Raw genomic sequence first — 25,069 nt, forward strand, 5'->3', positions numbered from 1 at the left:
ATTTTTAATCTATACGTATATCAGTAGAATTCTCTAATCCACTACTATTTTACCAAACTACAATTCAATTATGTAGGTCAATTATCACGTTACCTTTCCAATATTATCTTATTTTGTCTCAATTAGAAGTATATCAACTAACTTTGTCAAATCAGTGTTAATTATATTACATTTTTATTTCAATGGTAATTATTAGGTATTAATCACCAAAATACTTGATTGTCTATTAATTTTGGGAATAAATAAAACAAAATAAAGAACCACAATCTCGATGATTAAAAGAAAAAGAGATTGTGGTTCTTATGATATACCCTGGATTCTTATGTTACTCAAAGCTGTAGATTCTCCTTAGATGCAGCTAAAAAGGTTGTTATTGCATTTTGACTAATTCTTTCAAACTCCCTTTACTACGGTCGATAATGTTTAAATGTGTATCTCTTGCTAATTTAACGTATTCCTTCCTAACCTGAAGCCATGCATTTCTGCGCTCCCGGCTAAATGCTACACCTGATTCTGCATTTTTTTCAAAGTTATCTTCCAACTGATCAACTACTCGGAAAATTGATTTAATCGGTGTAAGTGCTAGGTTTTCCAATTGACCAGAAACCTCTGAAAGCTGTTTCTTTAGTTCTTCCCTCTCGGTAATCGGTAAATCTTCAGCTTTAATTTCTTCAGCTTTACCGAATGAGAATTGATGCATTAGCTCAGAAACCATTTCTTTGTTTGTTTTTTTCGATTGCTGATATAATTCCCCAACTGACTTCCTGAACTGTTTATTGAACTTGATAACTTCCCTTAATGCATTAATGTATGCATCTTCCCTATTTTCCCGCAGCTGTTCTGCACGCTCCCGTGATAGTTCAAATTGATTCCAAAAAGTATCTACAAATGAACCTACGGCAACCGATTCTTCTGCGGCAGGTATTATTTTCTCTTCAGCCGCTTGAATCGTATCACTTTTCTTCTGTGCCATCGTTGTTCCTCCTCTTTTTAATATTGACTTTCTCTATTGGATCCTTCTTATGAAACGAAGGAATGTAGAGCTCAAAGAAACTGGTATACATTTTGAAAAATTGATCTAATAACGATTGATATGACTCTAGTTGATTGGCATAACCCTTTAAGTATGTTAATCCAGCTTTTGTTATTGAGTATCTTCTTTTAGCGGGACCGCTTCCGGTTGTATCCCATTCAGATGATAGAAGCTCGTCCTTCTCTAATTGTCTTAACAATCTGTATAAATTCCCTTGATCAAGTGTCTTAAACCCAAATGCCTCAAGCTTCTGACTAAGTTCATACCCATGGAGTGACATTCTGCTTAGAAGCAATAAAATAAATGGCAACACAAAGTTTTTTGATGGATTAATAGTTTGATTGTCTTGATTCACCATATCTTTATCACCTCACCCTATATATGTATTTTACACCTATGAGTAATATTTTGTCAATGCAGTAAATAATTATGATTAAAAGTAAAATATTGGTGTTTACACTTTCTATATCTTGGAAATAAACTAATAAAAATAAGAAGGTGGTGTGAAATGAGAAAAGCAAGAATTAGTCAATCGGGGGTCCCCCATTTGCATTTTGGGAAGGGGGAGCCATTAGTTTTGATCCATGGTTTAGGTGAAGTGAAAGAAGGATGGGAAGATCAATATGAATTGGCTGATAAGTATGAGTTGATAATCCCAGATTTACGTGGACATGGTGAGTGTAATAAACAGGAAGGAATCTCTATTAAGAACTTTGCTATTGATATACTTGATTTATTAACGGAATTAAAAATTGAAACCGCTCACATTTTAGGCTTGTCAATGGGCGGTGCCGTTGCGCAGGAGATGTATCGTCAGGCACCTGAACGCTGTCGAACACTTCTATTAATTAGTTCATTTCATTATTTTCCGAAGAACCTAAAAAGTATATTATTTGAGCCGCGAAAGGAACTACTCGAGCAGCTATCATATACAAAGGAGCACGCTGAATATGCATCACGTATGGCGCTGTACTCCTGGAAAAAGGAAACAGTTGAAAAGTTTAATAAGTTTTTCCAGCCGAAACCGCAGATATTCGTTGACTCCTTAGTGGCATGCTTTGATGTTAATAACCTGACATTATTACCAAGGGTGGATGTTCCGACCTTAATTGTTGGCGGACAATACGACTCCATCTTGCCTGTGTGGATTCAATTATGGATGCACAAATTAATACCGCATTCAGAATTTATTATTATGAGGAATACCGGTCATCTTGCCAAATTGGAAGCAAAAGACCGGTTTAATAAACTATTGAGGAAATTCCTCGAACAACAAAAAACAGCTTCATAACGAGTAACAGCGGGCAGGATAAGAGTCCAGTCCGCTATTACTTTATTCCTGTCTTTTGAAAGAGATCCCTAAATTTCCTGTGAACGCGAGGAAAGCCATTTGTCGGCGAAAATCGCAAAGTGTCCAGTTAAGGCCAAGGAAACATGTCCTCCTTCAAAAACCTCGTACGTTTTATCTTCACTAGAGACCATATCAATCACAGGAAGGCTTTGTTTCTCTAATACCAAGGTATCTCTTGATGTGGAAAAGACATAGAAAGGACAATCAATATTCTTTAGATCTACTTTCCTGCCGCCAATTGTCAATTCGCCTTTAAGGAGTTTGTTCTCTTTATAAAAGTCGTTAAATAACTGTTTGAAAGCTGCCCCTGAAAATGAAGCAGAGTCTTTTGTCCACTTGTCCATCCGCCGCCACTTTTTAACATATTCTAAATCATGTGCTCGGGTAACCAAGTTTACCCATGGGCTGATGGAAACTGGTGAAAGGCCCCTATACATTCCGTACATGATTTCAGTTGGAATAACCCCATAAACCTCTGATAGACGATCAAAATTAATTGTCCCTTTTTGCAGCCCTTTTAACCACTTAGCTGGAACGATTCCCTCGCTAAAATCAATTGGAACTGCTGCAAGGATTAAATTCTTAATCGGCAATTCGGTAATGGAGGTAAAGATAGCAGCAATAGTACCACCTAAACAATAACCTAATATTGATATTTCCTTTGCACCCGAATGTCGTAAGGCACGTTTGACTCCATTTTCTAAATAATCAAGGATGTAATTATCAAGTGAAATATCATTATCCTCATAACTAGGAGATCCCCAGTCTAGGAAGTAAACATCATATCCCCTATCTGTTAACCCTCCTACTACACTACTTCCTTCCCCAATATCTAAAATATACGACTTATTTAGCAATGAATAGACTAAAAAGACGGGAATTTGATATTTTTTTTCTTTAGCAGGATGGAAATATAAGGTGGATTTATTCTTTTTCCAAATAATTTTCCTTTCGGTTGGTACAATATCCGGTTTCGGTTCAGTTAAGACGTTATAGACTTGTTCCCACCTTTTTACTTCTTTTTCTAGATTAACATATGGTATAAAATTTGTTCCTGATGCCTTAACACTCATTTATATTGCCCCCCCTTCATTCATGGTGCCAACTGCAGTGAGGACTAGCTCTTTATCTTTATCTTTATCTTTTACTTTTTCATTGTCCTTTGCCTTCCCTTTTTGCACAAGATTTTTCAAGGTGGCAAGCTCCTGCTTTAGTTCCTGAAAATCCTCTTTCAACTGGTGTGTTTCAGAAATTTCCAGGCCTATTTTTTGGAATTCAGTTTTCATCTCTTTTACGATATTGACTATTTCTTGAAACATAGCTAGATTCTCTTTATTTAACGAACCTAAGCTATCTTGTAAATTCCAAATTTGCTCCTCTAAAATATCTATTTTCTCTTCTGTCTGAAGAGACAGTTTAGCTACTCTAGCCACATCTTTTTTCGTTGGAATATTCATGACACCAGCCATGAGTTCTTGTCGCTTTCTTAATAATTCCATGTATCTTGCATGACTATCTGTACCAGCGCTAAGAAGGCGTACAAACTCATTGTTGTCAGTCATCATGTATAATAGGCCATTCAGTTGGTGTTCCCACATCGTACTAATCTTCCTGATTCCTTGGAAAGGATCATATGCTTTTTCCTTAGACATTGATGAATCGCCCCTCAAATTATGATTTTGAAATTTCTTCGACTTTCTCCATGTACTTATTTAAAGGAAATATCAACGTTTTGATTTGCCGTGCAAAAAGATTAACAAAACCTTTTTGATTTTCATAGATTAAGTTACCGGCTTGTTTAACGGTTTTTATATATTGCTTTCGGCTTTTTTTCCTAACCGCAATATACTGTTCAATAATCGAAAGGTATTTATCCATTGCTTGATTTTGGGTTATTGCTTGACATGGTGTGCTTAAAATGGACATTGTCCTTTTTTGAATTTGGTCAATCTGAACATTGATTTCTTCGTACGATCGAAGTGGAAAGAAATGTTGCAGACTTGTGGTGGACATTAGAAATTCCTCTCTAGCTGTTCTTTCCCATTCAGCAAATTCCTTATTAAATTTTTCTGATAGTGCTTTAATGTTTTCCTGATTCCTTTGAATGTTGTCAGCAAAAAACATTGCCTCTTTCAGGAAAACTTCATCGCGAAAGTCCCCGCGTTTGGCCCATTCATCTAATTCATGAAATGCATTGTGCCAAAGCATATCTAAACTAGAAAGTTCTTCATCACTTAAATCTGTTTCAGAAATTGGTTCCTCTTCCTTTTTTGTTTCAATAACGGGTTCTTCTACCATTCCTACCACACTTTCTACCACATCGATTGCTTCAGTTTCGGTCTGGGTGTTCATTTCTTGTTTTTGCTTTCTGGGCTTTGTTTCTTTCATTTGTTTTTGCTCAAACTCTTTTTTCTCAGACATCAAACACACATCCTTTTTAGTTACTAAATGATAATATATTGATTACTTTACTTTTTTCTTTTCGACCGAGTGTTTCTTTATGAAGTCTATCAAAATATCATCAACATCTTTTTGTGCCTCTATTACATAAAGATGTCCGGCTCCTGGGACAATATATAGCTTAGAATCTTTAATTTTATCTGCCAACATCTTCCCATTTTCCACTGGAATCAGACGATCAGCATCTCCGTGAATGATTAGAGCTGGTGTGTTTATGTTTTCAAGCTCATTATATGAATCATGTGCCAAACATGCTTGAAGCTGCTGCATAAACCCATGCGCTGGTGTAGGGATCTCTATCATTGTTTCGATGTGCTCTGCAATGGAATCTCGATGGTTTTCTATGAAGTAGGGACTGTAGAGAATGGGAACTGATGCCCAAGCTGCTTCTACTGGTGTAGTTGGGATGGATGCACCTGATAGTAAGGTCATTATTACCTCTGTATCAGGCTGGATTTGATTTATGCCGCCTGGAGATGTACAGCCAAGGATGAGTGATTTGACTCGGTCAGGAAAATTGAGGGCGAGCCGCTGTGCAATCATACCACCCATGGAAATTCCATAAACATGCGCTGATTCCACTAAGGCTGCATCAAGGACTGCTTTAGCTTCTTCTGCCATTAACTCGATCGAATAAGCAGTTTCTGGTTTACTGCTTCTTCCTGTCCCCCGATTATCAAAAACTATCACTTTAAAGTGTTCTGCCAAGCCAGGCAGGCTTTTTTTCCATGAAAGCAAATTATGTGCTAATCCCATGATCATTAACAATGGTTCACCTTCACCATGGACCTCATAATAAAGTTCAATACCGTTGACATTTGTTATTGGCATGCTAAATATCTCCTCCTTATACTTCAACTTTTTCCTGTACTTTACCAAGCAATTTTCTTAGCAGTTTGATAATAAATTTCTTGGTACTTTATTCTTGAAAATCAGTCCCAGTAAAATAGGGACTGATTCTTTTCAATTTATATCCCAGCAAAAGCCTTCCGGTAAATTTCAGCTAGTTCGCTAATAAATGGTTGTTTTGGATTTGCAATCGTATCCTGATCGTCAAATGCTTGTTCTGCAAGGACTTCTACTTTGCTTTCAAATTCTTCTATACCAACACCGTTTGCTTTGATACTCATCGGAATATCTAACTCTTTAGCAAGTTGAATAACCGCCTGTACTAAGCTTTCAATGCCTTCCTCAGTGGTTCTTGCAGGGAGCCCGAGCATTCTAGCAATTTCTGCATATCGCTCATCGGCAATGAAACTTTCATATTTAGGGTAGGTCATGAATTTGTTTGGCTTTGCAGCATTGTAACGAATGACATGTGGCAAAAGGATAGCATTGGCGCGTCCATGTGCGATATTGAATTCTGCTCCCAAAACATGGGCTAGGCTATGATTTATTCCAAGGAAGGAATTGGCAAAAGCCATCCCAGCGATCGTCGAAGCATTATGCATTTTTTCGCGTGCTAACTCATTACTGCCGTCCCGATAAGCTATTGGTAAATATTTAAAGACAAGTTGGATGGCCTTCAGGGCCAGCCCATCCGTATAGTCATTAGCCAAAACAGAGACATATGACTCAATCGCATGTGTCAATACATCCATTCCTGTGTCCGCGGTAATATGCTTTGGTACTGTCATCACAAATTGTGGGTCGATAATTGCTATATCAGGTGTTAATTGGAAATCTGCCAGTGGATATTTAATATTCGCCTTATTATCTGAGATGACAGAGAAAGCTGTGACCTCCGAACCTGTACCGGATGTAGTTGGAATAGCAACCAATTTTGCTTTGTTACGAAGAATCGGAAATTTCACCACTCTCTTAGTAGGATCAAAGAATTTTTGTGTTAAACTTTGAAAATCCGTTTCTGGATGTTCATAGAATAACCACATTGCTTTTGCTGCATCCATTACCGAACCACCGCCGAGAGCAATAATACAATCTGGTTGAAAGTTTCTCATTCTGTCTGAGCCGACCATAACCGTATCAACGGTAGGTTCTGGTTCAATTTCCGAGAACACTTCAAATTGAATCTTACTGTGGTTCTTGTTTAGATAGTAGAGAACTTTATCAACATAGCCATTTTTTACTGAGCTTTTGCTTGTAACAAGGAATGCCTTTGAGATACCAGGGATAGAAGCAAGCATTTGGATTGAATTTCTTTCAAAGAACACTTGTGATGGCACTTTAAACCACTGGGTAAAGTTTCTTCTTTTTGCTACCTTTTTAATATTGATTAGATTTTCGGCTCCTACATTTTGTGACACAGAGTTCCCCCCATATGTACCACAGCCAATTGTTAAAGACGGTAGTGAAGTGTTATAAATATCGCCGATTGCTCCATGTGTCGATGGTGTATTGACCATGATTCTTCCAGCTTTTAAGCGTAGTGCAAACATATCTACCAAGCTCTGGTTTTCGGTATGAATAGCAGCTGAGTGACCTAGACCACCAAATTCTAAAGTTTCTTCAGCAATTTGCAAACCTTCCGCAAAACTATTAACCTTGTAGCAGGCAAGAAGCGGACTAAGTTTTTCACATGAAAGCGGATATTTTGGACCTACACCTTCTAATTCAGCAATTAGAATTTTTGTATTTACAGGGACGTTCACTCCTGCCAATTTAGCAATCATGGCAGCAGGCAACCCAACAATTAAATGATTAATTGTATTGGTTTTTTCAAATATCGCTACCTTTTCTACCATTAACCGTTCTTCCTCATTAAGAAAATAACAATTATTTGCGATCATTTCTTGTTTGACTGTTTCATACACTTCTTGGTCAATAATGAGAGCTTGTTCAGAGGCACAAATCATGCCATTATCAAAGGTCTTGGATAGGATGATGTCATTAACCGCCCGTTTGATATTAGCTGTTTTTTCAATATAACAAGGTACATTACCTGCCCCCACCCCAAGTGCAGGTTTACCTGAGCTATATGCTGCCTTAACCAAATTTGGCCCACCGGTTGCTAAGATGAGAGATACCTTTGGATGCTTCATTAAGGCTTGGAAGGCTTCATGTGATGGGACATCAATCCACTGGATGCAATTCTCAGGTGCACCTGCCTGAATGGCAGCTTCTTTGAGTAACTTTGCTGTCTCGGTACAGCATTTTTGACCAAACTGCGGAAATGCAAAAATAATTGGATTTCTTGTTTTAAGAGAAATCAATGATTTAAAGATTACTGTAGAGGTCGGATTTGTTATCGGAATTACAGCAGCGATCACGCCTACCGGTTCGGCAATCTCAACCATACCTTCATTTTCATTTTCATTAATGACACCCACAGTTTTCATATCTCTAATATTGTTATAGATAAACTCCGTGGCAAACATATTCTTGAATACCTTGTCTTCATAAACCCCTCTTCTAGTTTCATTAACGGCTAATTTTGCGAGATTCTTATGATTTTGAAGTGCTGTACGAGCCATTTGTTTAACGATTTCATCAATCATTTCCTGATTGTAACAACGAAAATCACCAAGTGCTTTCTCAGCGTTGTTCGCTAATGTATCAATCATTGAAGTGATCAAATGTTTTTCCTGTGCTACCTTTTCTTCAACTGCCATTTATATCTCCTCCAAATTCATTACTATTTTAGAAATTAGACTTTAAACCAGGCTACTTTAGTATACAGGTACGTTAACTTCCACTCCTTTTCTCTATTGGTTAAAATATATCACGACAGACAAATCGAAAAATGTCGAATTTTGCGTAAAAATGAATGAATAACCATTCATTTTTTAATAATTCACAAAATGTTCAAAATTTATCTGAACAGTCTTTATACACAAATTAAAAAAAACCATAAATTCTTTTAAAAAAGAATTTATGGCTTAACCTCATCAATATCAACCCGTATTCCTTAATCCTGCAGAGATCCCACTAATCGTCAGCAAGACTTCTATTAAAAGGTCTTCATTTGGAGCTTCTTGGTTACGTAATTCTTTTATTAATTCCACTTGTAAAAAGTTTAATGGATCGACATAAGGATTTCTTCTATATACCGATTCTTTAATATTTGGCGTGTGATCCAGCAACTCTTTATCACCTGTAATTTTAAGCAGTATTTCTTTCGTTTTATCAAATTCTTCAAGAATATTTGTAAATATCCGTTCTGCAATTTTCTGGTCTTCTACAAGAGTTAGATATTCTCTTGCCGTCGTGATGTCTGCTTTCATTAATGCCATTTGCAGATTATCAATCGTTGAATGGAAGAACGGCCATTTCTCATACATCTGCTGGAGAAGACGTAAATTTGATTCGCCTTTTTCACCAAATCCAGCTAAACCGGTACCAGCTGCGTACCAAGCAGGAAGCAGTTGCCGACTCTGGGTCCAAGCAAACACCCATGGAATTGCCCGTAAATCTTCAAATCTGCCTTGATTTTTTCTGCTCATTGGTCTTGAGCCAATGTTCAAGTCCCCTATTTCTTTAAGTGGTGTTGCTTCAGTAAAGTAGGTGAGGAAATCCGGATCACCAAACACCAGGGATTGATATTTGGTTAAGGATAAGCTTGAGATTTCTTCAATTGCCTCAACCCAAACTGGCTCACGATGGTAACCTTGATCAGCTTCCTTTGATAAATGTGTTGCTGCTAAAAGTAATGTAGAAGTAGCCTGTTCTAAACTTCGGTAAGCAATATCCTCAAGCAAATACCTCGAAGATAAAACCTCTCCTTGCTCGGTAATTTTGACACCATCACCAATTGTTTCCGCCGGTTGAGAGAGGATACTTTTATTTAACGGACCACCGCCACGTCCTAATGAACCACCACGTCCATGGAAGAATTTAAGTCCAATTTGGTACCTTTTCGCCATTTCATGGATTTCAATTTGCGCCTTGTATAGCTTCCAGTTGGCAGTCAATGTACCCCCATCTTTGCTTCCATCTGAGTAACCTAGCATGATTTCCTGCTGATCACCCAATATTTCCAAATGATTTCGATAGATTGCCATCTCAAACAGAGTTTCCATAATTTTTGGTCCAGCCGTTAAATCGTCAATTGTTTCTAGCAATGGTGCCACATTTAAATGACTTTCGAAAGTACCATCTGCGTGAAGTCGATAAATTCCTGCTTCTTTGGCAAGAACAAGAACTTCTAGCAAATCACTTGGAGATTTTGTCATACTCACTAAATAAACTGTAATGGATCGCTTTCCAAATTCTTCATGCGCTTTTTTAATCATATGGAATACTTTAATCATTTCCTGTGTCTCGTCCGAATAATCTTCATTTAATAATAGAAGCGGGCGAGGATCCTTGAGGATATTTTGCAATATTTTTAGTTTTTCTTCTTCCTGAAGCGCGGCATAATTTTCAGTGATGCTAACTTTACGCAATATTTCTGTAATGGCTGCTTCATGTTCTCCACTATGATTCCGAATATCTAGAGTTGCTAAATGAAAGCCAAACAATTGTACTTGTCGAATCAGCTTTTGAATAATCTTTAATTCATGTGCAGCTGGGTGGTGCTTTCTTAAGCTTGTCTTAACAACAAATAAGTCTTCTAATAATTCTTCGGCGGATTTATAGCCTAAGTCTGTTTTTCCTACTTGTTTGACGCGTTCAATCATAATCGCAAATGCGCGGCGATACACTTCACCTTTATTCGGCCATTTTTTATCATCTGTTAAATATGTATCTTCTTGTTCAATTAATTTAAGAAGATCATTGCTTACCTCCACCCTTGAGGTAGAATGGCTGTACCGCTTCATTAAATCGACTAATACAGTTTTATATTTTTTTAGGACAAGTCTTCTCTGCCTAATTAAAGTCTCCCAAGTGACATCATGTGTAACATTGGGGTTCCCATCGCGGTCGCCGCCAATCCATGAACCAAAACGTAAGAAATTGGGAACTTCCCATTGTGTTTGAGTAAAATTCTTTTCTAAACACTCAGCCACTTCTTGATGAATTTCAGGAAGTACATCGAAAAGAGTCTGATCAAAATAATACAGACCATTTCGAACTTCATCTAAAACAGTTGGCTTATTCTGACGTAATTCATCCGTTTGCCACAGAATTGATACTTCATTAAACAAACTTTCTTCAAGTTTTTTTCTTTCTCTACTTGTTAATAACGGATGATCGAGGCTTTTTAAGATATCAGCAATTCGCTGCTGAATTTCCAGAATTGACCGTTTAGTTGCCTCGGTTGGATGAGCAGTAATTACAAGTTCAAGTGATAAAGTATTTAGGGTATTTTGAATCACATTTTCTTCAATATTATTCTCTTTCAGTGAAAGAATCGCACTCTCAATTGAATTAGGCTGCAGGATCGTTTCATCTTCCAGTTGGTACTGTCTGCGTCTACGAATGCGATGGTTCAATTCTGCGGCATTAATCAAATGGAAATACATTGAGAATGCTCGTATCACTTGTTTTCTCATTGGTGCACTTAGACTAGTAATTTCTTCTTTTAAAGCATCATAAATGGCTTGGTCGAAATGTGCTCTCAATGTCTTACACATTAAACGGATTTTTTCCACTTTATCAAATAACGCGGAACCACCATGATCGACCAGAATTTCACCAAGCATTTTGCCAAGTAATTTCACGTCTTGTCGCAATGGAAGACTGCTGTCATTCACTTTTAATTCTGTAGTCATACTGCCACCTTCCCTTAATCGAAAAATTCGCTAAATTTTTTATTTATTAATATACCACAATTTCATAAGAGGTGTTAAAAATAAGTTTTCTTTTTTTAGTAAAAATTTCTCTACTTAAAAAAAACCCTGATTTCAGCAGGGTTTTAAGCTTTTAATTAGACCTTTAATTTATGATTTTCTATCAAACACAAGTACATAGGTTTTCCGATCATTATTGTCGTTTGTAACAACAATTGAGATAATTGTTTTCTTATCGTTTTCTAATTTAATCGTTTTGCTAGTACTGCCTTCAATCAAAATTTCTGAACTGCTATACGTGGCAATCGGCTTTAGTGTTATTTCATCTACATTACTTGATACCTTTACATGGTAGGTAAATTCATCGCTTGAAAACGTACTGTCCCATGTTCCCTCCGACACCGATAGCGAGGAAAGTAATGCTTTACTCACTTTTTCTGTAGATACAGCACTTGGGATTTGTGATGTTGGCTGTCCAGAATTAACTCGATTAGTTGGTTTTGAACTTGGTTGTGTGGTAGCACCAGGTTTATTGCTCTGATTTGGAGTAGTGCCTTTAACATCCACAACTTTAACTCTCGTCACATGGATGGTATATGTCTTTAGCTCACCATTTTCAGCTGTTACTGTGATAAGAATATTAGTCCTACCAACAGGAAGCGGAACATCTACACCATCTTTATTTACTAAGATATTATTTACCTTTATCGTTGATGTTGTTTGAACAGCAACCGGTTTAATAGTAATCACTGGGACTTGATTGGGAACTTCGACGCTGTAATCAGAAACAGCATAAGAAAATTGAGGTGATAACTTCCCCTTTGATAGCTCAATATTTTGCAAGAGATTATTAGCATTTTTCTCTCTCGATATTGTCAAGGTATAGGTATTTACTGAGCCACTGCCATCATCTATGGAAATGATGAATTTATTCTCACCAGTTTGAAGCGAATAAGTCCCTTTTGCACCACTAATTACTGCCTGCCCATTAATGGTAATTATGGAATCTGTTATGGTACTTTCTACTAATAGATTAATGGTTTCAACATCATTTCCGACTGTGGCGGAATAATCATATAAATCAGTTGCAAATTTCTGGTCGAGCTCTATTCCTTCAAGTTCTAATTTTGAAAGAGTATTTCCGGGCTGGTTCTCTTGAACTGTCGGCGGGTTAGTTTCCGCTGATACGGACGGAATGAATGATCCGACCCCCATCCATACCATTGAAAAAACGAGCAATACATTTAAAACTTTGATTGGCTTTGATTGCGTCATAAGTTAATCCTCCTGTCTACTATCATGGCGGATAGTGGAATTTGGACTAACTTTATCATTGATTGCTTAAGTTTATCTTAATTATTTACTTTCGATGAAATTCTTCTAACTTTGCTGAAATCACTGATGCTACCTCTTCATCCGATTTTTGGAGAGCCTTTTTAAAAAGGGAATTGGCTAAGGAGCCCATCGGACCTGTTGCATTAATTTCCAAAAATCCCGTCACACGAGTTTTATTTCTATTTAATGCTTTGGCTTCAAAGTAACCTGCACCCAAATATTTCTCATTTGAACGCTTTAATTCAAAGCTTACCCTCGCTGGTTCATTCCACTCTTTAATATCAATCAATAAACTGACCTTTTTTTTCATAACTTTAAGATCACTCTTAAATTCCCAACAGATTTGCCGTTCATTTATTTTTTCATGTTGAATATAACCTGGTACCAGCGGAGCCCAATTATTTTCGTCACGAATAAAGTCCCAAATCACTTCAATCGGGATATCTAATTCTAAATGTTGTAAATCGCTAAGCATTTTATCCCTCTTTCGTCTTCAAAGTAAAAGACATTCGAGCGGCAGAAGGTCCTTAAAAAAAATATATGACGATCTTTATTATGATAGAAGAGGTAAGCAACACTTCAATAAAAAATCCCAACACAAGGTGTCAGGATTATTTACTTAAGTAGTTTTTTAGTGCAAACTCCAATAGGAAATCCTGTATGCGTTTGGCCGCCTGTGATAGTCGTTCAGGCGGTTGAACCATAGCAATTCGGACATACCCTTCACCAAGGTCTCCAAACGCATCCCCTGGAATCACGGCCACTCCAGCTTGATCAATCAATTCGAAAGCAAAATCACGAGATTTCCAGCCAGTTGGAATTCTTGCCCATACAAACATAGTTGCAGGCGATTTTGGCACTTGCCAACCACTTTTTTCAAGTCCAGAAATTAACACATCACGACGATGCTCATATTCTTTCACTTGTGTTTGAAGGAAGGAGAAGTCTGATGTTAAAGCCTTAACTGCAGCCATTTGGATTGGATAAAAGATCCCGTAATCAATATGTGATTTAAAAGATGATAAGATGTCGATTGCTTGTTCATTGCCTACGACGTAACCTATCCGGCAGCCTGCCATATTAAAGGTCTTGGAAAGAGAATTAAATTCAATTCCCACCTCCTTTGCACCAGGGACCGACATAAAACTAAGTTGTGGATTTTCATCAAAGATCAATTCAGAATAGGCGAAATCATGTACGACTAAAATATCATGCTGCTTAGCAAAGGCAACGACTTTCTCAAAAAAGGCCTGATCCGCTAACGCTGTAACTGGATTACCAGGATAACTGATAATCATCATTTTTGTTTTTTCTAAAATTTCCGTAGGAATTTCAGCTAGCATCGGTTGAAAGTTATTTTCTGCTAACAGCGGCATTGGATAGATAATCCCACCTGCTATATTCACGCTAGCCTCATAAATTGGATATCCTGGGTTAGGTACTAAAACATAGTCACCTGGATTGATGATTGCCGTGGCCAAATGGGCTAGACCATCCTGTGATCCCATCAACTGCAATACCTCTGTATCGGAGTTTAGTTCGACACCATATCTTTGCTGATAAAAATAACCAACTGCGTTGTTGAATTCAGGTATTCCTGTTAGTGTGTATCCATACTTACTTGGGTCGCCCGCATAATCAATCAATGTATCAATTACAAATTGGGGCGGTGAAAAATCTGGACTTCCTACACTTAAATCAATGACATCCTTCCCTTTTTTTATGGCCTCAAGTTTCCGATTAGCCACCTCTTGAAAAATACTTGCAGACATTTTTTTAACTTTTTCAGCTGCAACGAGATTCATAGATATCCCCTCAATCAAAAGAAAATTTCCTTTATTAGAACTTAATCTAATAAATAATTAAAACTATTCTAACATATTTTCAATTATATCAGTGTAATGATTTCAATTCTAAATTTCTAATTAACCATTGATTATTATCAAATCATACTTTAGAATTTTAGGATAGGTTTTAATATTCAGAAAACATCGGAGTGTGTGGAGGTAAACTCAAATGAATTTGTTTCGGTATTTTTTATTTTTTTTGGGACTAACCTTTTTCGGCTTAGGAAATGCGATTGCCGTAAAGGTGAAATATGTTGGACTACACCCTTGGGAAGTACTTAATGTTGCTTTATATCAACATTATGGTTTAACAATCGGTAGTTGGGGAGTGATGTGCGGATTAGTCCTAATCATCATTTCTTTTTTTGTTGCACGGAGTTATATTAGCATTGGTACCATCCTAAATGCTCTATGTATTGGACCAATTATGGATTTCTTCCTCTGGTTAGATTTTCTCCCAAAAGCTACAAACACCTGGGTCGATTACGCTTTTCTTCTCAGTGGAATTATCATAACAGGGATTGGGGGCGGCATGTATGTTGCAGCAGGAATCGGCGCTGGTCCTCGTGATGGGTTTATGCTGTCCATTTCTGATAAAACAAGATTGTCAGTTAGTCAAGCACGCATTATAGTTGAAAGCTTTGTTCTAGTGGTTGGTTTATTATTGGGTGGGCCTGTATTTATAGCTACTTTCCTTTATACATTCATTCAAAGCCCAATTTTCCAACGCTCTCTTAAGCTATTTAAGACATTAGTAGAAAGTATCCAAAAGAAGAAAAGCAGAAATCAAGAAGGTATTGTTCTCTAACTTAAAACACTTTAAGCTATGAAAGTTTCGGAACATGGACATTCTTTTGATGACTTCTTTTAATATTGCTTAAAAGAAAGAGAAGATGCATAAGCACCTTCTCTTGGAAATTATTTTTTTCTGATGGCGATAATCAGTGCACCAAATGAAAGCAACGCCGCTAATCCTGATAAAACGAGTGATAAGGAATTGGATGTTTCGGTTTTCTCTTTAGTGACTTTAGTATTTGTTTTTTCCGTATCTTTTGCCTGCGTCTTATCAGTATGTTCTGATGTTTGGCTGTTATGATGATCCGTGGTTGTGGCTGTTACAATCTCGGTAATTGAATGCGGGGCATCCGAGCCTTCATCACCTGTCCACTCGACGATACTGCCATCCTTATAATATTGATAAGCATCCCATGCAGCTTTAGTTGCCTTTTCTGGATTTTTTGCTACAAAAATGAATTGTTGGAATTGACCACTTTGGATTCCGTCCCCAGTTGCTTCAAACGTGAAGGTTTTTACTTTGCCACTATCATCTTTTTCTGATGAATAGGTCCAGCCCGGAATTGGTTGATAGGACATAATTTCCACACCTGCTGGTGCTTTGACCGTAACCTTTGTGGTAGCGACCTCTTTTTCAACCGGCACCTTTAAGGTATAGGTTTCCCATGCACCTGTTGAAGAGGTTTTTGGCATCACTGTCACATGAGCACTAGCCATATTTGAAAAGAAAAATAGGCTAATTACTGCTGGAATAAATAGTTTTGAAATCTTACCAATCATTTTTTTCATAAGTAACTCTCCTAAATGTTATTGACTTCCCACTAGAACTTTGAAGTCTGAGTCTATACTTTCTAGCGATGTTGTCAGGGCATGGACATGGACGTTCCAATGACCCGCCATGCTAAAATGCAACCCCTCCACTTCATATTTGCCATCCGCTTTTTTTGTTAAACTAACCTGTTCCTTACCCATGTCCATTTCAAGCATTGTAAAAGTTAAGTGTAATTGTTCAATATCCTTGATGGGCTGTCCTTCTTTGTCTTTTAGAGTGACTTCAAATAAATTCACTCCGATGATATTGGGGGTTGCTCGCAATGTCACCTGCACCCCTTGATTCACTTTATTGGTCTCCTTAAATGGTCCTGGCGATTGCATTGCTGTTGGTAAGTTGGTTAATACCACAGTGAGAATAAGAATCAAAAGTCCTATAAAAAGCTCACTTTTTAATGTTATCCCAAGTCCCTTAACGGTTTCCTTTTTTCCTTTAAGAAAGTTTACAGCTGCAAGAAGCACCATTAACACAAACAAACAAAGTTTACATAGTAATACCTGTCCATAATTCGTTTGTACAAGGGCTGCAAGGTTAGGAATATATAATAGACTGCCATATATTCCTGTCAAGGTTAACAGAAGGACAAGAAGTATACCCCATTTAGAGAATTTTTTTACCAGTGCTAGATATTCTTGTTTTAAATCTACATCATTCCAAAATGAGAGTAATGCAACAAAAGCAATTAAACTTCCAATCCAAATCGATGCGCTAAATAAATGAAGAAAATCCATTGTAATCGTCAATAATTGATTTGTATGTGATGCTGCATGACTAGTCAACGACTTTGTATACAACAAGGCAATACCAAGACAAAAGCAAGCCCACACAATAAACTGTTTCGTAATCCCAGCCATACCTATAAATAATGTAAGAAGTGCAGCGGCTATTAGGATGGCTATTTGCAATAGCCAGGTTTGACCGTAACTAGTGTTAGTTAACATATTTTCAAGTATAGAATAATTAAACACTTCACCCCAAGGGAATCCAGATTCAATCGTAGCTTGTAATGGCAGACTCAACAGGATGCTGAGAAATAAAAGTGCGAAACTGGCGTTAATTAGTTTGCGAAACTTTTTGCCGACAGTCTCCTCTACCCTTAACTGCTTAGGCATAATGAACATATAAAAAAAGATAAGCCCAACATAGGAAGCATTACTTATAAATTGGAGCCAACGAATCACCATAAGATCTGCTTTGGGTACATATCCGCTTGTTTCCTTATGTATCGAAGTTGTATCTTTACCTTCATTGCCAATTTGAAAAGGAATAACCCCTTCGACAGGATGACCATCACTTGAGACCACCTTCCATTTTATTCGATAGGCGCCATTTGGAAGGTTTTTCTTTAACCCAGTTTTTAGGATAGATGGTTGGTTTGGATCAAGTCGGCCATCCTTTTGATCGACGCGATTTCCGTTTGAATCAAACACCTTTAATGAGTTAAAAGCGGGCTGAATCGATTCATCAAATATGATGGTTACCTGTTCAGGTGCCTTTTTTACTGTTTCATTTTCTAAAGGTGTCGATTTTTTTATGTAAGCGTGTGCCGAAGAAATACTCGGATATAAAACTAGAAACAGAGAAAGGATTACGAGTAATGTCCATGCCTTTTGTTTTGTTTGCAATCCCTCACTCCCCTTTTAAATGATCGCACAACTTTCCACTATCGATACTATGATAATGGTATTTTGAGACATTAACAATATTGATATGGGCACAACTTGTGAATAATTTTTGAACATTCATTGGAATTTATCTAAAATTAACTCCAAACTTCATCAAGGACTTTTCTAAATAAATCATCTAATCTTGGTGTTAAATCTACCTTCTGTCCGGATAGCGTTTTGGTATATTCCTCTATCCGGATGATTTCTTTTTCTAGAAATTCATTTATAGCTGTAACCTTTGGTTCAAGGTTTAGCTCATCACCGCTAATTTTTCGTTCAAGCAAGGTACGGATTTCCTGTTTCAGAAGTCCCTCTTCAAGAAGCTCTTCTACCAAGGTTTGAAATTCAATGGGCGGGACTGTATTGTATTTTTCTATCCATAAACAAGCTAATACTGGTCTTAGGACATAAAAGTACTTTTTAATTTTCACCTGATCACCACGCAGATAATCGCGGAAGTTCCCTTTTGCCATATTTAAATAATGATAAAGAGCGGATTGCGGCATGAATACTTGATCTTGAATCATCTTCATCTTATCGACTAATGAAAATGCTTGATAATAGACTATTCCCGAGTGGAGCCACTCCATTAAAGGCGGATTGGATTTGCGAAATAGCCTGAGAGCTTTTCGCAATTCCCAGCCGTTGATATCAAGAAGTTCATTAATGGGAAGTTCAATCACTTCACGTTTTTGATCAATGCTTAAATACCAGTCCTTTTTGTGGACATAAATAAAGCGGACATCGTAATCACTGTCCTTAGATGGGAAGCCCCATGCTCTGCTGCCTGACTCTACCGCTAAACAGATTTTCACTTCATATTGTTCTTCAATTTTTTGGATTTCAGCAAGAATTTTTTCCTTCATAGTTATTCACTCCTTAGACAATGCCTTGACCATAAACGTTTACAATAATCGCGATATTCACGATGTAGATGTTGAACGACTTGTCCAAGTTTACCAGGAAATTGCTGCCCTTCAAAGGTTGAAAGAGGAACGATTTCTTGAATGGAATTGGTAACAAACATTTCAGTTGCTTCAAGTACTTCTTTGATTGGATAAAGTCCTTCTTCCACGCTCAGATTATTTTTCTTCGCTAATTCAATCACAAACTGACGCGTTATCCCATTTAAAATACCGGTGTGTATTGCGGGAGTATATAAAACATTGCCTTTTACCCAAAAAAGATTTGAGACAATTCCTTCAGCTACGTGCCCATCTGCTGTAAGGAAAATTCCCTCTACATCCGGAGCATTCCCTATCTCTCTTTTTGCCAAGATATTATTCATAAAATGATGGGACTTTAGGCGTTCATCACCTTCTGGACTATTCCGTTTTGTCTTTAATAAAACTGCTTTTTTTTCAGTTAATTCTCCAGCAGGAGGTAAAGGTTTAGGAAAAAAAAGAATGTTTGAATTTTGATAGGAATCCACTTGCAATCCAATATCACCTATCCCTGCAGAGACATTTAGCCGTAAATAAGCGTTAGTCAACCTATTTAATTTCAATAATTCCTGCAGGATGTTTTTGGTTTCTTCGTGCTGCAAGCGATAGTTAATGTTTAGAACCGCTAAACCTTGATTAAGACGTTCTAAATGGTCATCAAGTAAGAAAGGATGTCCTTCATACACTCGGAACGTTTCAAATAATCCCATTCCATATAAAAATCCATGGTCAAACGGAGAAATCATTGCATTCTCTTTTTTTATAAATTGTCCATTTATATAGATAAACATCATTAATGACTCTTAATCATGGCAATATTTTTATAGTGATGGACAAAGTTTTGTAGCAGTTCTTTTCCAGATGTTGTCAAAATAGATTCCGGGTGAAACTGTACGCCCTCAATTGGTAAATCTTTATGCCGAATGGCCATAATTTCTCCCTCCTTTGTCCAGGCGGAAATCTCAAAGCACTCAGGCAAGGTTTCGCGTTGGACAATTAATGAATGATACCGAGTGGCAGGAAAAGGGTTGGGCAACCCTCGAAAAATCGTCTTTCCGTCATGATACATATCGGAAGTTTTCCCGTGCATGAGCCTTTCTGCCCGAATAACCTCCCCACCAAAAGCCTGCGCAATAGCTTGCTGTCCAAGGCAAACACCAAATATCGGGATTTTCCCTGCGAATGCTTTAATTGCATCCAAACTGATTCCCGCTTCATTTGGACTACAAGGTCCAGGAGAAATCATTAAAAATTCAGGCTGCAGTTCCGAGATTTCTACAAGCGATGTTTGATTATTTCGTTTAACGACTAAATCTTCTCCAAGTTCACCTAAGTATTGTACTAAGTTAAAGGTAAAGGAATCATAATTATCTATCATAAAAATCATCGAACTTTCTCCTCTGCCAGTTCTTTCGCTTTCCATAGAGCTGCTGCTTTTTTCATCGATTCTTTATACTCATGCTTTGGATTAGAATCAATAACTATTCCTGCTCCTGCCTGGACATGTGCCATTCCATCTTTAACAAGCATCGTTCGAATTATAATGTTTAATTCCGAATCACCGCTAAAATCAATCCAACCAAGGGAACCAGTGTATACACCCCTTTGGACAGGCTCAAGTTCCTCGATAATTTCCATTGTGCGAACTTTAGGCGCACCGGTTATAGTCCCACCTGGGAAAACAGCATCTATGATATCACCGCATGATTTATCATCTGACAATTCTCCTCTTACATTAGAAACAATGTGCATAACATGGGAATACTTTTCAATGACCATAAATTCATTGACCTCAACTGTACCATATTTGCATACCCTTCCAAGGTCATTCCGCTCTAAATCAACGAGCATGACATGTTCCGCACGTTCTTTTTCATTTTCAATTAACTCATTCGCGAGCTGGATATCTTCATGGTGGTTTTTACCTCTTGATCGAGTCCCTGCAATTGGACGTGTACTTACTTCGAGTCCATCTTTTTTAACGAGAAGTTCAGGTGACCCACTTACAAGTTGAAAGTCCGGTGTGTGTAGATAGGCCATATAGGGAGAAGGATTTATGGACCTTAATTGCTCATAGATTTTCAATGGGTCTATTTCAATCGGTTTTGATTGGCGGACAGCAAGGTTCACCTGAAACACATCGCCATGCCGGATGTATTCCTGTATTTTGTTTACCGCCTGTATAAATTCTTCTTCAGTCATAGATACCTCAAAGTTATTTGGGCTCATTTTTCTATGGTTGGATGCTCCTATTGAAAGTGAGTCTTGAAGCCATTGTGCTTCCCAAAAGGCTAACTTCTCTTCCATTCCCTGATCATTTTCAGCTAAGAACATAAGCCACAAACTATTGTCTTGGTGGTCATAGACAAACCATTCTTTCATTATTAAAAAATAGATTTCCGGCATTTCTAAATCGTCCTTTGCAAGATTCGGAAGTGCTTCAATATTACGAGCATAATCATAGCTTATGTATCCAATAGCACCGCCTAGGAAACTAGGAAGACCTTCTAATTTTTCGACATGATATTGACCCATATAGTCCATCAATAAGTGAAGAGGGTTTCCTGCGTGCTTCTCAGTACCTCTTTCACTATGAATCTCAAGGATATGGTTCTTCCCTTTAATAATAGCTTCAGGTTGAAAGGCAGCAATGCTGTAACGCCCCCCGCGGCCACTTTCTAATAGCACCTGATGGGGTCGGTTCTCCGCAAGAGAACAATATCGACTGAAAAAACTTGAATATGTAAAAGGAATTTTCTTACTGTATAAATGAAGTTGCCTCACCAAATTCACCTCATAACATTTCTTTTTTTCATCATACTTGAAAAGGGTGTCAGGTACCACTCAAAAATGTGGTACCTGATCCCCCTAAATATACCAATCTTATAATCATTTGAATTTTTTGTATTTTTAATACTTTTAATAAAGGAATTTAACAACTAGCTGTGGAAAAGGGAATAAATTAGTAGAAGTTTAATTTTTTTAAGGGGGTTCATGAAAATGAACAGCATTCTAGTTGTTGAGGATGAAGATAAGATTGCCAGACTCCTCGAGCTTGAGCTCGAGTACGAAGGATATAAAGTAACAAAGGTCATGGATGGATTTGAGGCGTTTGAAGCTTATAAGAAAGGAAATTGGGACCTAATTTTACTCGATGTAATGCTTCCAGGGATTAGTGGAATTGAGCTTCTAAGAAGGATACGGCTAAATGACAAGCATACACCTGTTCTTTTACTTACTGCAAAAAGTTCAGTTGAGGATAAGGTATCTGGACTTGATTATGGGGCAAATGATTATATTACCAAACCCTTTCAGATCGAGGAGGTTTTAGCCCGGGTCCGTGCTGCCTTAAGGATGAAAACGGTAGAACAAGCTAATCAGAATCAGTCTCCAGAAGAAGATTTAATTAAATTCGCTGACCTAAAAGTCAATCCAAAAACCCGTGAAGTGTTTAGAGATGAAGAAGCTATTGATTTGACACCAAGGGAGTTTGATTTGCTTGTTTATTTAATTACGAATAAGCGACAGGTACTCAATAGAGACCAAATATTAGAAGCTGTATGGGGCTATGACTTTTTTGGCGATACCAATGTAGTTGATGTCTATATTCGCTATGTCAGAAAGAAAATGGAACTACCAAATAAACCTCCATTAATTCATACCGTTCGTGGTGTGGGGTATGTGTTGAAGGAAGCAAAATGAAGCTTCGTAATAAAATAAATTTGTCCACTGCTGTACTATTTGCCGCCCTCTTAATTATTATGAATATTTCTGTGTATTTTACCTTCAGCAAATTAATTCTAGATAGCGAGCTAAACACTGCCAGAAAGGAAATGGAAAAAACCGCGCATGACATTGGAAAATCACTCGGCTCTATACCTGAAGCTGAGCTTTTACGTTCCTACGTACCCATCAATGGGATGATAAAAATTATCTCAACTGATGGTCATGCACGGTTAATTGTAACAAGTCCAACTGAGCAAAAATTAGCTGGTATGAAGACTAGGTTTTCTCAGGGAGAGGATAGTCGATTCATTACCTATCAAAAAAGGCTCTATACCTTTGAATCAATGCCTATTATTCTATTTGATGGAAGTGTAGCCAATCTGCAAATCACAAAAAGCAGCAAAGCGGCCACTGATAACTTAAAAGTTCTTAAACTTGTTTTACTATTGGTCACCCTCCTTGCGTTAATTCCTGTAGTTGTGTCCAGCCGTATTCTCAGTAATTTAATCACCAACCCTGTTACCTCTATGACCAACACAATGAAAGAAATTAGACAAAGCGGTCGTTTTAAACGGTTACCACTCGAAGGAAAATCAAAGGATGAATTGTTTCAAATGAGTGAGACCTTTAATCATATGATTGATTTACTTGAAACCAATTACGATAAACAAAAACAGTTTGTTTCAAATGCATCCCATGAATTTAAAACTCCGTTAACAATTATTGAAAGCTATGCAAGCCTTTTAAAAAGAAGAGGCTTAACTGAACCAGCGCTTTTTGCAGAATCTATTGAAGCAATTCATTCTGAAGCCGTTCGTATGAAAGAAATGACGGAACAGTTGTTATTGCTTGCAAAGCACCACGAGCAATGGAATATCAAAAAGACAACAGTAAATCTTCACGAGTTCTTGCAGCAAACGGTTCGATCCTTCCAAGGTGCTTATCACAGGGAAATCCACTTTCAACAAGAAAATAGTGAGCCAATAACAGTTAAAACAGATGAAAAAAAACTGAAGCAGCTGCTGTTTATTTTTCTCGAAAATGCTAGGAAATATAGTGATGAAGCCATTTTGGTTATTTTAGGAATCGAGCAGGATATGGTTTATATTAAAGTCGCTGACAAGGGAATTGGTATCCATAATGATGATCTGCCAAAGATTTTCGATCGATTTTATCGAGTAGATAAAGCAAGGAATAGAAAAATGGGTGGTTCAGGGCTCGGCCTATCATTAGCAAAGGAAATGGCTGATGCGATTGGCATCAAGATTACAGTTGAAAGTGAAGAAGGAGTGGGAACCACAGCAAATCTCTTTTTTTAAAATGATAAAAATTAATCCTTTTCTCATCATTTTCTAATATTGATATTAGAAAATAAACTTAGTTAATCGTGGTGAGGTGAAAAAGTGAAGAAAAAAACAGGGTTCTGGATTGTGCTAGCTGCTCTGCTATTTGTCTTTCTCATTTATGTTAGTTGGCAAGTATTAGGAACCACCGATGCATCGGCGGAACTTTTAACAAAACAAGACGCAAAAAAAATCGTCCAAGATCGTTATCAGGGAACAGTATTACAAATTAGGTTAGCCGACAACCAATATCAGATAAAAATAGAAAAAGGTAATAATCTCTATAAGATCAAGCTAGATCCAGTAAGTGGAAAAGTTTTATCCTTTACTAATAATGGAACAAAATCTCAGCCTCCTAATCAAGCTCCAGTTATTGATTCAACTAAGAGGCTTACTGAAGATGAGGCCAAGGACATAGCCAATAAACAAGTTAGTGGGACTGTCGATGATATTAAGCTAGAGACAAAAGGAGAACAAACTTATTACCTTGTTAAAATAAAAACCAATGATAACAGAGAAGCATTTGTGCAGATTCATGCGATTACAGGCAATGTGATGTCAATTTCTTGGGACGATCATAGTAATGATAATAGTAAGAAAAACGATGATTCAAAGAATCAAAGTACAAATGATGATAGAAACGATGATTCAAAGAATCCAAGCACAGATGATAAAAATGATGATTCAAAGAATCGAGGCACGGATGATAAAAAAAAGGACGATGACTAATGCAATAATAAGTATTCTCATTAATTTCTAATGTTTTGCTACCATTTCCTCTAATCTTCACAGGATATTCTATAAGTGTAGCAAACAAAACAAAGGAGGAATAATTAATGAAAAAGAAACTTATTGTTGGTGCATTCTCTGGGTTACTAATTTTGGGCGGTGCCGTTGCAGCAGGAGCTTCAAAAAATGACACTCGAGTAGAAGACTCTATACATCAGGAAGATAAAAAGGCAAGTTCAAATATAAATAAGAAAAAGGTAGAAATCGAAACAGAACATGGTCAAACAGTAATTAAGGTGAAAGCTGATGATGATAATAAATCTACAGCAACTAGCACTAGTAGTGATGATAAATCAAAGGCGGATGACGGCACTC

At 37.3% G+C, this 25,069-nt stretch carries 23 protein-coding genes; 6 read left to right on the top strand and 17 right to left on the bottom strand.

From position 1 onward, the window contains the following. Positions 1-370: 370 nt before the first annotated feature. Positions 371-973 carry a hypothetical protein gene (locus V7121_RS08130; protein WP_335501674.1) on the bottom strand — a complete coding sequence of 201 codons (603 nt, stop codon included), beginning with the start codon at positions 971-973 and terminating at the stop codon, positions 371-373. Then, complete coding sequence (gene phaQ / locus V7121_RS08135; RefSeq protein WP_335501677.1) at positions 954-1,391, bottom strand: poly-beta-hydroxybutyrate-responsive repressor; 438 nt, start codon at positions 1,389-1,391, stop codon at positions 954-956. The genes V7121_RS08130 and phaQ overlap by 20 nt, the downstream gene beginning before the upstream one ends. A gap of 150 nt (positions 1,392-1,541) precedes the next feature. Here phaQ and V7121_RS08140 point away from each other — a divergent pair, with 150 nt between their 5' ends. Continuing rightward, a complete protein-coding gene (locus V7121_RS08140; RefSeq protein WP_335546303.1) occupies positions 1,542-2,324 on the top strand; it encodes an alpha/beta fold hydrolase in 783 nt (260 codons plus the stop codon). Between the two features lie 68 nt (positions 2,325-2,392). Here the strand turns inward: V7121_RS08140 and V7121_RS08145 are convergent, their stop codons facing one another. The 9 genes from V7121_RS08145 to V7121_RS08185 all read right to left on the bottom strand — a co-directional run bounded on the left by V7121_RS08145 (position 2,393) and on the right by V7121_RS08185 (position 14,616). Beyond that, on the bottom strand, positions 2,393-3,457 hold the full coding sequence (locus tag V7121_RS08145; protein WP_335546305.1) for an alpha/beta fold hydrolase: 1,065 nt from the start codon (positions 3,455-3,457) through the stop codon (positions 2,393-2,395). Continuing rightward, positions 3,458-4,036: a polyhydroxyalkanoate biosynthesis repressor PhaR gene (locus tag V7121_RS08150; protein WP_335546307.1), complete on the bottom strand. Its 579-nt coding sequence runs from the start codon at positions 4,034-4,036 to the stop codon at positions 3,458-3,460. A 19-nt stretch (positions 4,037-4,055) separates the two neighbouring features. Next, entirely contained in the window at positions 4,056-4,805 is a 750-nt protein-coding gene (locus V7121_RS08155; RefSeq protein ID WP_335501686.1) for a hypothetical protein, read from the bottom strand. A 42-nt stretch (positions 4,806-4,847) separates the two neighbouring features. Beyond that, positions 4,848-5,675, bottom strand: a complete 828-nt coding sequence (locus tag V7121_RS08160; RefSeq protein WP_335501688.1) for an alpha/beta fold hydrolase — start codon at positions 5,673-5,675, stop codon at positions 4,848-4,850. A gap of 137 nt (positions 5,676-5,812) precedes the next feature. Further along, positions 5,813-8,416, bottom strand: coding sequence for a bifunctional acetaldehyde-CoA/alcohol dehydrogenase (adhE, locus tag V7121_RS08165; protein WP_335546308.1), 2,604 nt, complete (start codon positions 8,414-8,416; stop codon positions 5,813-5,815). A 282-nt stretch (positions 8,417-8,698) separates the two neighbouring features. Continuing rightward, complete coding sequence (ppc, locus tag V7121_RS08170; protein WP_335499932.1) at positions 8,699-11,458, bottom strand: phosphoenolpyruvate carboxylase; 2,760 nt, start codon at positions 11,456-11,458, stop codon at positions 8,699-8,701. 168 nt (positions 11,459-11,626) lie between these two features. Next, positions 11,627-12,751, bottom strand: coding sequence for a cadherin-like beta sandwich domain-containing protein (locus V7121_RS08175; RefSeq protein WP_335499934.1), 1,125 nt, complete (start codon positions 12,749-12,751; stop codon positions 11,627-11,629). 85 nt (positions 12,752-12,836) lie between these two features. After that, positions 12,837-13,286, bottom strand: a complete 450-nt coding sequence (locus V7121_RS08180; RefSeq protein WP_335499937.1) for a CoxG family protein — start codon at positions 13,284-13,286, stop codon at positions 12,837-12,839. A gap of 136 nt (positions 13,287-13,422) precedes the next feature. After that, on the bottom strand, positions 13,423-14,616 hold the full coding sequence (locus tag V7121_RS08185; RefSeq protein WP_335546309.1) for an LL-diaminopimelate aminotransferase: 1,194 nt from the start codon (positions 14,614-14,616) through the stop codon (positions 13,423-13,425). Between the two features lie 211 nt (positions 14,617-14,827). On the opposite strand from V7121_RS08185, the gene V7121_RS08190 reads away from it, so the two are divergent. Further along, complete coding sequence (locus tag V7121_RS08190) at positions 14,828-15,466, top strand: YczE/YyaS/YitT family protein (RefSeq protein WP_335499941.1); 639 nt, start codon at positions 14,828-14,830, stop codon at positions 15,464-15,466. Between the two features lie 110 nt (positions 15,467-15,576). Here the strand turns inward: V7121_RS08190 and V7121_RS08195 are convergent, their stop codons facing one another. The 6 genes from V7121_RS08195 to pabB form a co-directional block, all read right to left on the bottom strand. Then, positions 15,577-16,233 carry a YcnI family copper-binding membrane protein gene (locus V7121_RS08195; protein ID WP_335500017.1) on the bottom strand — a complete coding sequence of 219 codons (657 nt, stop codon included), beginning with the start codon at positions 16,231-16,233 and terminating at the stop codon, positions 15,577-15,579. 27 nt (positions 16,234-16,260) lie between these two features. Further along, positions 16,261-17,910: a copper resistance CopC/CopD family protein gene (locus V7121_RS08200; protein WP_335546311.1), complete on the bottom strand. Its 1,650-nt coding sequence runs from the start codon at positions 17,908-17,910 to the stop codon at positions 16,261-16,263. Positions 17,911-18,047: 137 nt separating this feature from the next. Further along, the gene (locus tag V7121_RS08205; RefSeq protein ID WP_335546313.1) at positions 18,048-18,818 is read right to left on the bottom strand and encodes a nucleotidyltransferase domain-containing protein; all 771 of its coding nucleotides are present in this window, start codon (positions 18,816-18,818) and stop codon (positions 18,048-18,050) included. 2 nt (positions 18,819-18,820) lie between these two features. Next, positions 18,821-19,687 carry an aminodeoxychorismate lyase gene (pabC, locus tag V7121_RS08210; RefSeq protein ID WP_335499946.1) on the bottom strand — a complete coding sequence of 289 codons (867 nt, stop codon included), beginning with the start codon at positions 19,685-19,687 and terminating at the stop codon, positions 18,821-18,823. 2 nt (positions 19,688-19,689) lie between these two features. Next, on the bottom strand, positions 19,690-20,283 hold the full coding sequence (gene pabA, locus V7121_RS08215; RefSeq protein ID WP_335499948.1) for an aminodeoxychorismate/anthranilate synthase component II: 594 nt from the start codon (positions 20,281-20,283) through the stop codon (positions 19,690-19,692). Next, on the bottom strand, positions 20,280-21,680 hold the full coding sequence (gene pabB, locus V7121_RS08220; RefSeq protein ID WP_335546315.1) for an aminodeoxychorismate synthase, component I: 1,401 nt from the start codon (positions 21,678-21,680) through the stop codon (positions 20,280-20,282). The genes pabA and pabB overlap by 4 nt, the downstream gene beginning before the upstream one ends. Before the next feature lie 210 nt (positions 21,681-21,890). Between pabB and V7121_RS08225 the strand changes: the two genes are divergently transcribed. The 4 genes from V7121_RS08225 to V7121_RS08240 form a co-directional block, all read left to right on the top strand. After that, entirely contained in the window at positions 21,891-22,598 is a 708-nt protein-coding gene (locus V7121_RS08225) for a response regulator transcription factor (protein WP_335499951.1), read from the top strand. Continuing rightward, positions 22,595-23,941 carry a sensor histidine kinase gene (locus tag V7121_RS08230; RefSeq protein ID WP_335546317.1) on the top strand — a complete coding sequence of 449 codons (1,347 nt, stop codon included), beginning with the start codon at positions 22,595-22,597 and terminating at the stop codon, positions 23,939-23,941. The genes V7121_RS08225 and V7121_RS08230 overlap by 4 nt, the downstream gene beginning before the upstream one ends. An 84-nt stretch (positions 23,942-24,025) precedes the next feature. Next, a complete protein-coding gene (locus V7121_RS08235; RefSeq protein ID WP_335546319.1) occupies positions 24,026-24,694 on the top strand; it encodes a PepSY domain-containing protein in 669 nt (222 codons plus the stop codon). Positions 24,695-24,801: 107 nt separating this feature from the next. Further along, the coding region (locus V7121_RS08240; protein WP_335499957.1) for a hypothetical protein at positions 24,802-25,069 on the top strand (268 nt) is incomplete at its 3' end.

The organism is Neobacillus drentensis (assembly GCF_036962125.1).
In the GTDB taxonomy this organism is placed as follows: Bacteria; Bacillota; Bacilli; order Bacillales; family Cytobacillaceae; genus Neobacillus; species Neobacillus drentensis_B.

Bases quoted from the DNA above. Each gene is read 5' to 3' on its own strand.
- V7121_RS08155 (WP_335501686.1), bottom strand. From the start codon at position 4,805: ATGTCTGAGAAAAAAGAGTTTGAGCAAAAACAAATGAAAGAAACAAAG.
- ppc (WP_335499932.1), bottom strand. From the start codon at position 11,458: ATGACTACAGAATTAAAAGTGAATGACAGCAGTCTTCCATTGCGACAA.
- V7121_RS08180 (WP_335499937.1), bottom strand. From the start codon at position 13,286: ATGCTTAGCGATTTACAACATTTAGAATTAGATATCCCGATTGAAGTG.
- adhE (WP_335546308.1), bottom strand. From the start codon at position 8,416: ATGGCAGTTGAAGAAAAGGTAGCACAGGAAAAACATTTGATCACTTCA.
- V7121_RS08225 (WP_335499951.1), top strand. From the start codon at position 21,891: ATGAAAATGAACAGCATTCTAGTTGTTGAGGATGAAGATAAGATTGCC.
- V7121_RS08145 (WP_335546305.1), bottom strand. From the start codon at position 3,457: ATGAGTGTTAAGGCATCAGGAACAAATTTTATACCATATGTTAATCTA.
- V7121_RS08195 (WP_335500017.1), bottom strand. From the start codon at position 16,233: ATGATTGGTAAGATTTCAAAACTATTTATTCCAGCAGTAATTAGCCTA.
- V7121_RS08130 (WP_335501674.1), bottom strand. From the start codon at position 973: ATGGCACAGAAGAAAAGTGATACGATTCAAGCGGCTGAAGAGAAAATA.
- V7121_RS08175 (WP_335499934.1), bottom strand. From the start codon at position 12,751: ATGACGCAATCAAAGCCAATCAAAGTTTTAAATGTATTGCTCGTTTTT.
- V7121_RS08230 (WP_335546317.1), top strand. From the start codon at position 22,595: ATGAAGCTTCGTAATAAAATAAATTTGTCCACTGCTGTACTATTTGCC.
- V7121_RS08205 (WP_335546313.1), bottom strand. From the start codon at position 18,818: ATGAAGGAAAAAATTCTTGCTGAAATCCAAAAAATTGAAGAACAATAT.
- phaQ (WP_335501677.1), bottom strand. From the start codon at position 1,391: ATGGTGAATCAAGACAATCAAACTATTAATCCATCAAAAAACTTTGTG.
- V7121_RS08160 (WP_335501688.1), bottom strand. From the start codon at position 5,675: ATGCCAATAACAAATGTCAACGGTATTGAACTTTATTATGAGGTCCAT.
- V7121_RS08150 (WP_335546307.1), bottom strand. From the start codon at position 4,036: ATGTCTAAGGAAAAAGCATATGATCCTTTCCAAGGAATCAGGAAGATT.
- pabC (WP_335499946.1), bottom strand. From the start codon at position 19,687: ATGTTTATCTATATAAATGGACAATTTATAAAAAAAGAGAATGCAATG.
- V7121_RS08190 (WP_335499941.1), top strand. From the start codon at position 14,828: ATGAATTTGTTTCGGTATTTTTTATTTTTTTTGGGACTAACCTTTTTC.
- V7121_RS08140 (WP_335546303.1), top strand. From the start codon at position 1,542: ATGAGAAAAGCAAGAATTAGTCAATCGGGGGTCCCCCATTTGCATTTT.
- pabA (WP_335499948.1), bottom strand. From the start codon at position 20,283: ATGATTTTTATGATAGATAATTATGATTCCTTTACCTTTAACTTAGTA.
- V7121_RS08185 (WP_335546309.1), bottom strand. From the start codon at position 14,616: ATGAATCTCGTTGCAGCTGAAAAAGTTAAAAAAATGTCTGCAAGTATT.